The organism is Phenylobacterium sp. (assembly GCF_013911965.1).
In the GTDB taxonomy this organism is placed as follows: domain Bacteria; phylum Pseudomonadota; class Alphaproteobacteria; order Caulobacterales; family Caulobacteraceae; genus Phenylobacterium.
The window spans coordinates 273894-287237 of sequence record NZ_JACESE010000003.1; the positions used below are offsets into that span (position 1 = coordinate 273894).

At 70.5% G+C, this 13344-nt stretch carries 9 protein-coding genes and 1 pseudogene; 1 reads left to right on the plus strand and 9 read right to left on the minus strand.

The window, feature by feature from the left end:
• Positions 1 to 76 precede the first annotated feature (76 nt).
• From H2041_RS04860 to H2041_RS04895, 8 genes are all read right to left on the minus strand, one after another.
• The gene (locus H2041_RS04860; RefSeq protein ID WP_293410043.1) at positions 77 to 1546 is read right to left on the minus strand and encodes an amidohydrolase; all 1470 of its coding nucleotides are present in this window, start codon (positions 1544 to 1546) and stop codon (positions 77 to 79) included.
• A gap of 119 nt (positions 1547 to 1665) precedes the next feature.
• On the minus strand, positions 1666 to 4701 hold the full coding sequence (locus tag H2041_RS04865) for a TonB-dependent siderophore receptor (protein WP_293410045.1): 3036 nt from the start codon (positions 4699 to 4701) through the stop codon (positions 1666 to 1668).
• Positions 4702 to 4954: 253 nt separating this feature from the next.
• On the minus strand, positions 4955 to 6751 hold the full coding sequence (locus tag H2041_RS04870) for an amidohydrolase family protein (protein WP_293410047.1): 1797 nt from the start codon (positions 6749 to 6751) through the stop codon (positions 4955 to 4957).
• A gap of 120 nt (positions 6752 to 6871) precedes the next feature.
• On the minus strand, positions 6872 to 7714 hold the full coding sequence (locus H2041_RS04875; protein WP_293410049.1) for a universal stress protein: 843 nt from the start codon (positions 7712 to 7714) through the stop codon (positions 6872 to 6874).
• 62 nt (positions 7715 to 7776) lie between these two features.
• A complete protein-coding gene (locus H2041_RS04880) occupies positions 7777 to 8985 on the minus strand; it encodes an efflux RND transporter periplasmic adaptor subunit (protein WP_293410051.1) in 1209 nt (402 codons plus the stop codon).
• Between the two features lie 5 nt (positions 8986 to 8990).
• Positions 8991 to 11360: an ABC transporter permease gene (locus H2041_RS04885; protein WP_293410054.1), complete on the minus strand. Its 2370-nt coding sequence runs from the start codon at positions 11358 to 11360 to the stop codon at positions 8991 to 8993.
• On the minus strand, positions 11357 to 12085 hold the full coding sequence (locus tag H2041_RS04890; protein WP_293410056.1) for an ABC transporter ATP-binding protein: 729 nt from the start codon (positions 12083 to 12085) through the stop codon (positions 11357 to 11359). The genes H2041_RS04885 and H2041_RS04890 overlap by 4 nt, the downstream gene beginning before the upstream one ends.
• Before the next feature lie 35 nt (positions 12086 to 12120).
• Entirely contained in the window at positions 12121 to 12429 is a 309-nt protein-coding gene (locus tag H2041_RS04895; protein ID WP_293410058.1) for a hypothetical protein, read from the minus strand.
• 180 nt (positions 12430 to 12609) lie between these two features.
• Between H2041_RS04895 and H2041_RS04900 the strand changes: the two genes are divergently transcribed.
• Positions 12610 to 13257, plus strand: coding sequence for an OmpW family outer membrane protein (locus tag H2041_RS04900; RefSeq protein WP_293410060.1), 648 nt, complete (start codon positions 12610 to 12612; stop codon positions 13255 to 13257).
• Here H2041_RS04900 and H2041_RS04905 read toward each other — a convergent pair.
• Positions 13254 to 13344, minus strand: a pseudogene (locus tag H2041_RS04905) (IS5/IS1182 family transposase); the annotation flags it as partial. The gene H2041_RS04900 and the pseudogene H2041_RS04905 sit on opposite strands and share 4 nt — an antisense overlap.

The following is a 13344-nucleotide window of genomic DNA, read 5'->3' on the forward strand; positions in this document are numbered from 1 at the left end:
GGCGTGAAACGTTTCCAGGGGCAGGCCTCCTCAGCGAGGCTCCTGAAACGCTCCACGTCCCAGCTCGTTTCGAACCTCAGTCGCCCTTGGGCGCCTTGCGGTAGTCGAGCGGCGGCGCGCGGTCGCCCACCATGGCCCGATACTGGAAGTCGGCGCCGCGGCGCTCGTTGAGCTCGGCCTTGGCCGTCTCGATCAGTTGCGGCTCCTTCAGCAGGCGCGCCCCGGCAAGGGCGAGGGTCTTGGCCGCCACCTCCGCCCCCTTGGCGCCGATGCTCATGCCGCCGGCCGCGACCGCCTGCCAGCTATGGGCCGGGGTGCCAGGCACCCAGGTGGCGGCGTTCATGCCGGCCGTCGGCGTGACCCAGCTCACATCGGCCACGTCCGTCGAGCCCCCGCCCCCGCCGCCGATGGCGTAGGGTTGCACCTGGGAGACGCTCTCCAGCGGCTTTCCGCCGGAGGGCAACTGCTTGACCATCGCCTCGCCGAAGGCGCGCTCCTGCGCGGTCCATTCCGGTCCCCCCACCTCGCGCAGGGCCTCGTCGACGACTTTGCCCAGAGTGTCGTTGACCAGCATGTTGTAGACGCCGCCGGTCTGCTCGAAGCTCACCTTAGTCTCGGTCGCCATAGCCGCGCCCTCGGCCGCCTTCTGCATGCGGGCGAAGACGTCGCGGACGATCTGCGGGTCGGTGTGGCGGACGTAGTAGTAGGCCTCCGCCTCGTTGGGCACGACGTTCGGCGCGTCGCCGCCCTGCGTGACCACGTAGTGGATGCGCGTGCCGTCGGGGATGTGCTCGCGCATGTAGTTGACCGCGACATTCATCACCTCGACCCCGTCCAGGGCCGAGCGCCCGCGCCAGGGGGCGGCCGAGGCGTGGGACGAGGCGCCCGAGAAGCGGAACTTGCCGGAGATGTTGGCGAGGGAGACGCTCTGGGCGGCGCTGTTGGAATCCCCCGGGTGCCAGTGAAGCGTGGCGTCGACGTCGGAGAACAGGCCCTCGCGGACCATGTAAACCTTGCCCGAGCCGCCCTCCTCGGCCGGCGTGCCGTACACGCGCACCTCGCCGGGGACATTGTTCGCCTTCATCCAGGCGGCCAGCGCCTGGGCGGCCTCGACGGAGGCGGCGCCGAACAGGTGGTGGCCGCAGGCGTGGCCGGCGACCTGGCCGGCGATCGGCGCGCGTTCGGCCACCGCCTTCTGCGCCAGGCCCGGCAGGGCGTCGAACTCGGCCAGGATGGCCAGCACCGGCCCGTCGCCGTTCTTGAAACTGGCGACGAAGGCGGTCGGCATGCCGGCGACGCCCGGCTGCACCGTAAAGCCCGAGGCCTTGAGTTCCGACTGCAGCAGGGCCGAGCTCTTCGTCTCCTGATAGCCGACCTCGGCCCATTCCCAGATCTGGTGGGCCACCTGCGCCATGTGCGGCGAGCCCTTTTCCACGGCGGCGAGCAGCTGCTGCTTGTCGGCGTCGGTGACTTGGGCCTGGACGGCGCCGGCCAGGGAGAGGCTGGCGACGCTCGCCAGCGCCAGGGAACGGAGGGCAAGGCGCATGGGAACTCCTCGGTTACAGATCATTCGTGCGGCGGTCGCCGCGACGCCTGCGCCCATCACTCACGGGAAGAGGCGCAGACGCAAGGCGGGCGGCCGCCGGAGCGGCCGCCCGATAGAGGTCAGAAGCTCTTGCGGACGCTCACATACCAGTAGCGGCTGTAGGGCGTGTAGAGCTCGGCCAGATAGCCGTCGGAGGCCAGGGGCGGCTTCTCGTCGGTGAGGTTGCGCACGCCCACGCGCACGCGCGTGTCGGCGGCCAGTCCCTCTTCGAAGTCGTACTGGGCGTAGAGGTTGGCGGTCAGCTGGCTGTCGACGATCCAGGGATCTCCGGCCGCGTCGACCAGGTCGAAGTCCTGCACGTCGCCCACGTACTGGGTGAAGGCGCCGAGCGTGAACTGGTCGTAGCGCCAGGTGGCCGAGGCCGACCACTTCCACTCCGGCCGTCCCCCGTCGCGGACGAGATCGCCGCCGCCGGTGATGTTCACCCCCGCATTGATCTCACCCGCCGCCTGGGCGTCCAGCAGCGCCTGGATCTGCGGCGAAGGCTGCCGGTAGAACTTGATAAGGTGGGCGGCGTTGACGCTGGCCGAGAAGTCCCCGAAACGCGTGCCGTTGAGCCGCCAGGTGACGCCGAAGTCGATCCCGCGCGCCTCCTGCGGCAGCAGGTTGCGGTACTGGTCGTTGACGTAGAGCACCGTGCCGACCGGCGTGAGGCCGGTGCCGGCGAAGGCGGCGATATCGTCGGCGGTCGGGGCGGCGCGGATGACGTCCGGATTGCTCGAGCCCTGAGTGCGCAGCAGGTAGTCCTGGATCAGGGCGTTGCCTTCGCCGAAGAGGCCGACGATGCCCTCCTGCTTCACGCGCCAATAGTCCACGGTGAAGACGAAGTCGCCGATTTCGGGCGGCAGGAACTGGGGTTCGAAGACCACGCCGGCGCCCCAGGTCTCCGACTCTTCCGGCTGCAGGTCGGGATTGCCGGCCCGCTGCGCCGTCGTGCTGCCCGAGCGCGAGCAGTTGTCGAAGGAGGCGATGCGGCCCGCCCGGAGATCGGCCTCGCAGCGGATGTAGTCGGTGCGGGTGTTGGACCGCGTGACCAGGGTGGCGTTCACCTGCTCCAGGTTCGGCGCCTTGAAGCCCTGGGCCCAGGAGCCGCGGAAGCGGAGGCCGTCGACCACGTCCCAGGCGAAGGCGAACTTCGGCTTGGCCACGGAGCCGGCGTCGCTGAAGTCTTCGTAGCGGCCGGCGATCTGCGTCTCCAGGCTGCGGACGAAGGGGATGTTCATCTCCGGCGAGACGATCGGCACGGCGAACTCGACGAAGGCCGAGGTCACGGTGCGCGAGCCCTTGGTGTCCGGCGACGGGCTGGTGCCGATCAGGTCCCCGGTATAGGTCGCGCCGGTCACGGCGTCGGTGAAGTTGATCGTGCCGTCGACCCGCGCGTCGCGATCGTCCTTCTGCGTCTCGCGGCGGAACTCCACGCCTGCGGCCATGCCGACATCGCCGCCCGGCAGGGCGAACAGGTCGGGACGCGAGACCTTGAAGTCGGCCAGGGCCAGCGAACTGGTGTTGCGGCGGACCGTCTTGATCTTGATGGCGTCGATGGCCGCCTGCGAGCTGGGGTTGGTGTCGGCGAGGCTCGTATTGGCGAGATTGGCCCCGTTGAAGGGGTTGTAGGCGTCCGGCGTCGAGAGCGAGAGCTGCCGCTGCAGCAGGGTGGCGCTGATGCCGTCGGAGACATCCTCCACCTCCGCCTTGGAGTAGAGCAGCGCGCCCTCCCAGTCGAAGCCGAAGCGTTCGCCGCGCAGCCCCATAAGGGCGCGCCACTGGCTGTTCTCCACATCCACGAGGTTCGGGCCGGTGTCGGAGAAGTTGTAGGTGCGCAGGGTGACGTTGCGCCCGCCCGCCGGGGCGTCGATGCCCGAAAGCCGGTTCGGGTTGGCCGATCCGTCGGCGAAGGTGATCGGACCGAAGGGGTTGTAGTAGCTCGCCGCGGGGATGGTGATCGGCATCGACGACAGGGTGCCGGTCGACGACTGCGAGGCGTGGGTGGTGGCCGTGTAGTAGCCGAGCTCGCCGAAGGCGGTGAGCCCGTCGGTCACGTCATAGTTCCCGGTCAGGAACAGGTTGAGCCGCTCGACCTCGGGGATCACCGTGGTGTCGTAGGCGGCCGGGGCGTCGAAGCGGAGGTTGCGGTCGTCGCCGCTGGTGGCGATGGAGCCGTCGTCGATGCAGTAGCCGCCGCCGATATTGCTCGCACACCCGCTGTTGGTCGACGGCTGGAAGTGGAAGTAGCCGGCCGAAGAGGTGACCAGGGTCCCGTTGCGGCGCACCGGACCCGAAGCCTGGAAATAGCCCCAGGGCGTCACGGTGCTGCGGCCGTCGAGCGAGGTGGCGTCTTGGAAGCGCGTGCCGACGAACAGCGGCCGCTTGTCGGCCGAGGCCGTATAGCTCTGGTCGGAGGCGTCGAGGGCGCTCCGGTCGGCGTAGCTGGCGAAGAGGGTCAGGTTGCCGCGGTCGAAATTGCGGCCGAACAGGCCCGACAGGTCCGTCTGACGCAGACCGGTCCCCTCGGCGCCGCCGTACTGGGCCTCCAGGGTGACGCCTTCATAGTCGGTGCGCAGGACCGTATTGACCACGCCGGCCACGGCGTCGGAGCCGTAGAGCGCCGCCGCGCCGTCGCGCAGCACCTCCAGCCGCTGCAGGCCGTTCACGGGGATGGCGTTGGTGTTGTAGGTGAGCACCGGCACCAGGTTCTCGTCGGCCCGGCTGGTCGGGTGGGTCACCACGCGACGGCCGTTGAGCAGGACGAGCGTGTTGCCGACGCCGAGATTGCGCAGGTTGACCGACCCCACGTCGCCGCGGGCGCTGTTGCTGGAGTTCGGCAGGTAGGCGGAATTGAAGCTGACATCGCCCATCTGCGGGATGGCGCGGAAGAGTTCGTCGCCCGAGGCGGCGGCCACCGCCTGGATCTCCTCCTGGCCCACGACGGTCACGGGGACCGCTTCGGTGATGTCGGCGCCCTGAATCTGCGATCCCACGACGACCAGCTCTTCGAGCACGGTCTCCTGGGCGGAGGCGGCGCCGGCGCCGAAGGCGCACAGCATGGTGGTGGCCAGCAGCCCGGCCCGGCTCAGCATCTTGGTGTTCATAGTCATCCCCAATCCGGCATTGGCGCCGAGGGGCGAGTTTTCTGGCTCCCGCCGGCGCGCCAACGCCGATTACGGGAAACCGGCCGGATACCCTGGGTATACATCCGACCGACACCCGGAATCAGCACGGCGCCGCAATATTCGGCGCAATTCGGTCGAATAGAGAACACAATATTCGACCCGGCTGATCCGAACGCCGTTCATCAACCAACGTGCGGCGGCGAGGCCGCCGCACGCCGCCTCCGCCTCCGCCTCCGCCTCAATAGAAGACGACGTCGTCCGCCTCGAGCCACAGGGTCTCGCCCGCCGGGCGGCTGCCGGCCAGCTCCACCTCCAGGAGATCGGTCCCCGTCCAGGGCCCCTCGGCGCCCCCGCGCCCCTCGACAGGCTTGAGGGACGTGAAGGGGACGGCGACCTGAGCCCACTGCGGGCTGGCGGTCACCGGGGCCCGCCACCATCCGGAGACGGTCCGCACCCTCAGCTCGTACGCGCCGCCGTCGCCACGAAGGTCGAACTTGAGACCCTGATAGCGGCTCGCGTCGGCGGGCGTCACCGAACCGCGGCTGAGCGGCAGGATCACGCCGACCTGGGGGTCATCCTTGACCGACATCTTCGCGGCCAGGCTCAGGACCTTGTCTCCGTCCGGCTGGGTACGGACCTGTCCCACCAGCACGCTGCGATCCATTCCGCCGTCGGTGTCCTGCAGACGAAGGGTGTCCAGCCGCGTGCGGCCGGGCTCGCCCTCGAAGTCGTCGATCAGCGCCTGGACAGGTTCGGCCGGCAGGGTCATCCGGCCATTGGCCTCGGGCAAGGCGACGCCGGGCCCGACGACCTGGCGCCCGTCGATGAAGACGCGCTCGGTCTTGCGGACATCGGCGATCTGCGTCCAGGGCGCGCCGTCGAGCAGCACCAGGTCGGCCCGCTTGCCCACCTCGATCGTGCCCCGGTCGTCGAGCATGCCCATGGCGCGCGCGCTGTTGGCGGTGCCCGCCATCAGCGCCTCGACGGGGGTCAGGCCGGCCTGAACCATCAGCTCCATCTCGTGCAGGGTGGACACCCCGTGCGGCGTGCCCGGCATGCCCGCATCGGTGCCCAGCGCGACCAGCACGCCGGCGTCGTGCAGCGCCTTCAGGTTCTGCAGGGCGAAGGCGAACTTGCGCTGAGACTGGACGTAGCGCCCGTTCTGCGGATCGGCCGGCGGCGTCTGACCCGGCTTGACCGGCTCATAGACCGCAAGAGTGGGGGCGTAGGCGGTTCCCGCCTGCTTGATCAGGGCGACGGTCGCCGCATTGACCGGCTGGTCCTGCAGACTGTGGACGATGATGTCCACGCCGGCCTTGGCCGCCTCTGCGCCCCGCGGGACGGTGACGGTGTGGGTCACGACCTTCAGGCCGTGCTTGTGAGCCTCGTCCACCAGCGCCGTGAGCGTCCAGGTGTCCATGCTCGTGTTCTCGGCCGACAGGCCGTAGCGCCAGCCGTCGTGGAAGGCCTTGATGAGGTCGGGCTTGTAGGGGAGCAGCTCCCGCACCGCCTTGCGCGCCGCCTCGGGCGTGTTGACCCACTTGGTCGTCGCGGTGTCGGCCCAGTCGGCGCCGTGCCCGCCCGGCGTGCTCATGCGCGCGGTGAGGTTCACGTGGGGCGAGGCCAGCTGCGACAGCCAGCGGCGTCGCGGCGCATAGGATTCCGGCGGCTGGTGGAAGTCGTTGACCGTCGTCACGCCGGCTCGGACGTAGTCGGTGGCGATGGCCGGGGTGTCGGCCGGATCGCCATTGGGCGTCCAGTGCGTGTGGACGTCGAAGAAGCCGGGCAGCAGCGCCTTGCCTTCGGCCGCGATGACCGTGGCGCCGGCCGGCGCGGCCACGTCCGGCCCCACCGCCGCGATCCTGCCGTCGCGCAGAAGCACATTGGCCTTGCGGGGCGCGGCGCCCGTGGCGTCGAACACCGTGGCGCCCATGATGGCGACCGTCCCGCCCTCCTGCGCCGAGGCGCCGGATGCGAGCAGGGACACGCCCGCGGCGAGCGCCGCGACCGTCTTGAAGATACGCTGAATTCTCACGAGACCGCCCCGGGAACTGACCTCGCGGCCAAGCGCCGCGGGCGAGTCGCTTAGCTCAGCGATGCCGCGAAATCCATCCGGCGCGCCGCCGGCGACCGGATGCGCCCGCCGCGCAGGCGATCACCGGGCCAGAAGCACGGGCGTTGGCGGGGATTCGAGCACCGCGCGGGTGGCGCCGCCGAGAACGAACTGCCGCGCACGGGAATGGCCAAAGGCGCCCATGACCATGAGGTCCGGGCGCACCCGCTCCGTCACATGGCTGAACACGGAGCCGATGGTCGCGCCGGCGGCGTCGAACGTCTGGACCTCGGCGGCGACGCCGTACAGGCCCAGGTGGCGCAGCAGGTCGTCGGCCAGGTGCGCATCGACGCCCTCCTTCTCGTTCATAACCACCAGGATCTTGACCGTCTTGGCCTCGCACAGCAGCGGCATGGCCGCGCCCACGGCCGCCGCCGCCGGCGCGCCGCCGTCCCAGGCCACGAGGATCGTGTCGAGCCGGGGCTCCAGGGCGGCGTTCTCGGGCGCGATGACCACGGGACGTCCCGATCCGAAGAGGACCGCCTCGGCGACGCCCTGGTAGACCCCGTTCTGAGGGCTCGCCGGAACGACGCAGAGATCCCGCGTCCGCGCCAGCATGGCGAGGTGGTCTCCGGCTTCGAAGACCTCGAGCTTCGGCTGGAGCCGGCCGCCATAGACGCCGAGCAGCTTGGCCTGCACCTCAAAGCGGTCGAGGGCGGCGTCGGCCTGTCCGGCGCCCCTCGCCTCCTCGGCGCGGGCGAGATCGCCCAGGCGCAAGGCGAAGTCGGCAAGGCGGTTGGTCTTCAGCGGGATGTCGACGCGGGGCGACACCGCCGTCACGTTCTTGCCGAGCGCGGCGGCCAGCGCCGTGGCCCCGTCGATCGCCCGGTCCGAAACCCGGTCCGGATAAGATTCCAGGTGCAGCAGAATGTCCTTGAACGGCACGGTCGCGTCTCCTCTTTCCCCGTGAGAATTGGGCGCCGGCCGCGCCGTAACATTGACCCGGGTCAAGAGGTTCCGCCGGTTTCGTCGCGCAGGCGCACGCGAACGCCGTCCTTCACCTTGTCCGAGGGATAGACGACGACCTGGTCGCCCGCCGTCAGGCCCTCCAGAATCTCGGCCTCCCGACTGTCGGCGGCCCCGATCCGCACGGGCGTCAGCCGCGCTCGGCCGTTCCGGACACGGAACACCGCCCAGCGCCCCTCGTCCCGCACCAGGGCGCCGACCGGCGCCTTCAGCGCGTTCGGCGCCTCGCGAAGGATGACCCGGCCCCAGACCCGGTAGCCTGGCGCAAGCCCCTGCCCCGCCTGCGGCCCGTCATCGAAGCGGAGGAGCACCAGGGCCCTCTGTTCCTCCACGCCCAGGGCGGAGGTTTTGGTGAAGCCCTGAGGCTCGACCCGGCGCACCGTGGCCGGGATGGGAGCGCCGCCCCAGTCGTAGACTTCCGCCCTCATGCCGGGTCGGATGCGCGCCGCGTCGTGCGAGAGAAACTCGATGGCCGCCTCCAGCCCGCGGGGATCTCCGATCTCGAGCAGCGGCTCGCCGGCGGCCACCGTGCGCTCGCTCTTCTGCACGATGCGGGTGACGTAGCCGCCGGCCGGCGCGCGAACGCGGACCAGCCCCCGCCCCACGGCCTCCGGACCGACGAGCAGCGCCTCGGCCCGCCGCAGTTCGGCTTGCGCCGACCGCACCCGCTCCTGTGCGGCGTCATGGACGGCGCGGGCCCCGTCGGCCGCGGCCTGCGCGTCCTCCAGCGCCTTGTCCGCCGCGAAGCCTTTCCGGCTGAGCGCCGTCACCCTTCGCAGATCAGACCCCGCCCGGTCGGCCTCGGTCTGCGCCCGCGTCGCTTCGGCCCGCGCCGCCTCGGCCGAGGACCGGGCCGCGGCGACGGCGGCCTCGGCCTGGAGCCGCGCGGCGGGGTCGAGAAGGCTTGCGGCGACCGGAGCGATCTCGGCCACGACCGTGACGTCCTGAACGACCCGATCGCCCACCTCCAGCCGGACCCGCCGAATGCGGCCGGTCACCGGCGCGGCGACCACATAGGCTTCGCGCACGCGGGCCTGGCCCTGGTCGAAGACCGCCTCGGCGATCGGCCCCGCCTGAGCCTGCCCGACATCCACCTCGACCGGCCGCGGGGCGAACAGGACGGCGAGCAACACGGCCAGGCCGAGGGCGATGGCGCCCAGGGTCAACCAGCGGCGGCGTCTCTGGTCCATCGCGATCACTCCCGCGTCTTCAAGGCTGTGATGAGGTCGAGCCGCCAGACCTGCCGGCCCACCAGGACAGCGGCCAGGCCGAGCGCGACGAAATAGGCGGCCAGCGCAACCCCGTGGCTCGCCGGCGTGAGGATCAGCGGCAGGCGGAACTCGTCCCGACCGTAGGCGGCGACGAGTCCCCGGGCCAGGGCGTGCCCGCCAAGCACCCCGGCCGGCAGGGCCACGAGACCGAGGATCAAGAGCTCGCCGAGCAGGATGTAGGCGCACTCCACCCGCCCGAAGCCCAGCACCCTCAGGGTGGCGAGGTCACGCGCGCGCTCCGACAGCGCGATCCGGCTGGTATTGTAGGCGACGCCGAAGGCGATGGCGCCGGCGAAGCCCACATAGAAGGTCATGGTCACCCGGAAGGCTTCGACCATGGTGCGCCGCCAGGTCGCCACCGTGTCGTCGCGCGACGAGGCGCCGATGACCTGCGGGATGGCGGCGATGGCGCGATAGAAATCGGGCCTCCGGTCCGTGGCGACCAGCAGCTGGGCGCCGCTCAGTTCCGCCCCGTCGGCCATCAGGCGGTTGAGCGCGGTCCTGTCCATGTAGGCGCTGTAGCCGCTGAAGTCCTGCGCCAGGCCGGTGACGGTCAGGTCGATCCGCGGCGCCCGGCCCTGGGTGATCTCGACGCTCACCTGGTCGCCCGGCTCTATCGCCATCTTTCCCGCCAGGGCTTCGCTCAGGATCAGGCCGTCGGCGATGATCGGAACGGGCCGCCCGGCCCCGTCGAGCGGCCGGTTCATCCGGGCTGAGGGATCGAGGCCCGTGATCCGCAGCCGTTCCTCCTGCCCGCCCGCCCGGATGCGCGCCGCCACGATCCGCACCGGCTCGGCCGCATAGACGCCCGGCAGACGGCGCGCCTCGTCCAGCGCCGTCGCGCCCCGCGCCTCGGCGAAACCGACCGACTCGCTCCAGCGCTGGGCGCGGTAATAGGCGTGGTCGATGATCCAATCGAGGCTGCCGAAGACGAACTGGGTGCCGACGAGCAGGGCCAGGCTCGCCGCCAGGCCGCTCACCGACAGGCCTGCGCGCAGGGGGAAGCGTTCGAGGTTGCGCAGGATGATCCGCGTGGCCTGGTCGAGACGGCGCTCGGGAATCAGCCGGTCGATCCAGCCCCGGCGATAGGCGGCGGGCCGCGGGGGCTGCATGGCGATGGCCGGCGACAGGCGCAGCGCGCCGCGGACCGTCAGCAACGAGCCGGCCGCCGTGGCCGCGACGGCGGCCGCCGCCGTGACGGCGAAGGCGGCGGTGCTGAAGGCCGGGCTCAGGTCGGGAAACCGGAAGTACTGCCGGTACTGTTCCATGATCGCCGCGCCGAAGCCGGCGCCGGCGACGCCCCCCGCCGCGGCGCCGAGCAGGCCGATCGCCAGGGCCATCCAGAGGTAGTTGGCGGCGGCGGCGCGATCCTCGTAGCCGAAAGCCTTCAGCAGGCCGATCTGCTCGCGCTCGGTCTCGATCAGCCGGGCCATCACCATGTGCACCAGGGCCGCGGCCACGATCAGGAACACAGGCGGGATGATCGCCGCCGATGTGGCGAGCTCGTCCAGCTCGGCCTCCAGAAAGGCGTGGGAGACCTGGTCTTCGCGACCGTAGGCCGGGAGCCCGCCGTAGGGCGCCAGGATCTGGTCCACCGCGCGCAGGGTCGCCGGCGCGGACGCCCCCGGCGCCAGCTTCAGGGAGACGGCGTTGAAGGCGCCGTGCAGGCCGGCCGCGCGCTCCACCGCAGGCCTCGGGGCCCAGAACACCCCCTGATGCGCATCGTCGGGCAGGAACGATTCCGGGCTGGGCGTGAAGATGTACTCCGGCGAATGGACGGCGCCGACGATGCGGAACGTGATGGCCCGGCCGCCGATCACCGCCGTCAGTTCGTCATTCAGCGCCACCCCGGCGGCGTCCAGGAAGGTCTGAAGCGCGACGGCTTCGTCGAGGCGGGCGGGATCGGGCATCCGGCCTCGGCTGAGCCGCACACGGTTCAGCCCCGCATCGTCGTGTTCCGGCAGGGAGATCAGGCGCGCCGTGGCCGGACGGACCAGTCCCGGAACATCGAGAAGGCCGACCTCCAGAATCCGCGGATCGACGCTGACGACCCCGTCGAGGGCGGCCAGGCGGGTGACCGCCGAGGCGGGCGCCCGTTCGGCCTGGGCGAAGACGTCGGCGAAATGGGTTTCCTGGTAGAAGTCGGCCTGGGCGCGCTCCAGCGCCTCCTGCGCCGAATAGGCCATCACCCCGACCGAGACGCCGCAGGCGACCAGCAAGGCGATGGCGAGCTCCTGCCAGCGGAATCGCCAGAGGTCACGGAGCAGCTTGCGATGCAGGGCGCTTGGCCTCACCAGCGCATCTCCCGCGGGGAGAGACGGTGCGCGTTGGTCGCGATCTCGGTGATCGCGCCATCGCGGAAGCGGATCACGCGGTCGGCGATGGCCGCGACCTCGGTGTTATGGGAGACGATCATGGTCGTGGCGCCGGTCTCGGCGGCGACATCGGCGATGGCCTGCAGCACCTGAACGCCGCTCTCGGAATCGAGCGAGCCCGTGGGCTCGTCGCACAGCAGGATCTCCGGCCGCTTGGCGATGGCCCGGGCGACCGCCACGCGCTGCTGCTGGCCGCCGGAGAGCTGGGATGGAAAGTGGTCGAGCCGATCGGCCAGGCCGACCTTGGTCAGGGCCGCCTCCGGCGCCATCGGGTTCCGCGCCACCTCGGTGATGAGGGCCACGTTTTCCCGCGCCGTCAGGCTGGGCACCAGATTGAAGAACTGGAAGATGAAGCCGACGAAATCGCGGCGATAGGCGGTCAGCGTGGCTTCCGACGCCCCCGCCAGTTCCTGGCCATGGGCTTCGAAGGAGCCGGACGTCGGCCGGTCGAGCCCGCCCAGGATGTTGAGCAGGGTCGACTTGCCCGACCCGGAGGGGCCGAGCAGGACCAGCGTCTCGCCCCGACGGATGTCGAGATCGACGCCGCGCAGCGCATGCACCTGGCCGGCGCCGGTGGCGTAGACCTTTGTGACGCCCCGAACCCGGAAGGCGATCTCGTCGCGGCTCGGGTCCTGGGGCGTCACGGACGACCTTCCTGTCGCGAGCTTTCCGGGTGCGATCAGGCCTTCTTGCGGCGTTCGGCCACGAGCAGGCTGATGAGCAGGGCCGCAGCCGTCAGAGCCGCGCCGGCCGAGACGATCGGGTGCTCCCGAACCTCTTTGGCGGCCTTCTCGGCGGCCTCCTTCGCCGGCTTGCCGGCCTTCTCGGCGAGGGCGTCGGCGGCGTGACGGACCGCATGGGCGGCCTTGGCGATCGCCTCCTCGGTCTCGTCGGACAGCGTCTCCGCAGCCGCCCGCAGGGCTTTGGCGACATCTTCGAGCGTGTCGTCGATGTCGTGACGGATTTCCTTGGTGAGGGACTTGGACATGAGCGCGCTCCTTGGCGGTGGGTTCGCGCCTACTCCACCCCAGGTGGACGGCCGTGGCTTTGACCGGCGTCAACGGCGCGCGCCGAACAGGCTTTCCACGGTTGAGCTAGATCAAGGCTGAGCCTGCGGCTCGGGCGCATCCGAAGGGCACGGTCATGCCGTCAACTATGGGGATAAGAGATGAAAACCTACGCCGCCGTGCTCGCCGCCGGCCTCGCGCTCGGCCTCGCCGGCGCCGCCAGCGCCCAGGACTTCCAGCCGAAGGCCGCGGGCGTGAAGATGATCAACGTCCGGGTCACCGATGTGGACCCCGAGGCGGGTGATCCGATCACCACCCTCGCCGGCGCGGCCACCGGCCTGACCGCCGAGGTCGACTACGACGTCATGCCGACGATCGGCCTGACCTACTTCTTCACCGACAACATCGCCGCCGAGGTGATCGCCGGCACCACGCAGCACAAGGTGAAGGCCAAGGGCGCGGGCGTGGATCTCGAGATCCACGAGACCTGGGTCCTCCCCCCGGTGGTCTCGCTGCAGTACCACTTCGCCCCGGCCGCCAAGGTCAGCCCCTATGTCGGCGCGGGCGTGAACTACATGATCTTCTACAGCGGCGAGGACAAGAACGGCTTCGACGTCGACATCGACGACGGCTTCGGCCTCGCCCTGCAGGCCGGCGTGGACATCGCCACCCAAGGCCCGTGGAGCGTCAATCTGGACGTCAAGAAGGTCTTCTTCGAGACCGACGCCACGGACAACACCAACGGGGTGAAGACCAAGGTCAGCCTCGATCCGTGGGTGATCTCGGGCGGCTTCGGTTACAAGTTCTAGGGCGTGGACTCATAAGCTCTGAGCCACAGGCGGGTTGAGGCGAGCAGGACGGCGGCGAGGAAGTTCCTGGCCAGCTTGTCGAAGCGC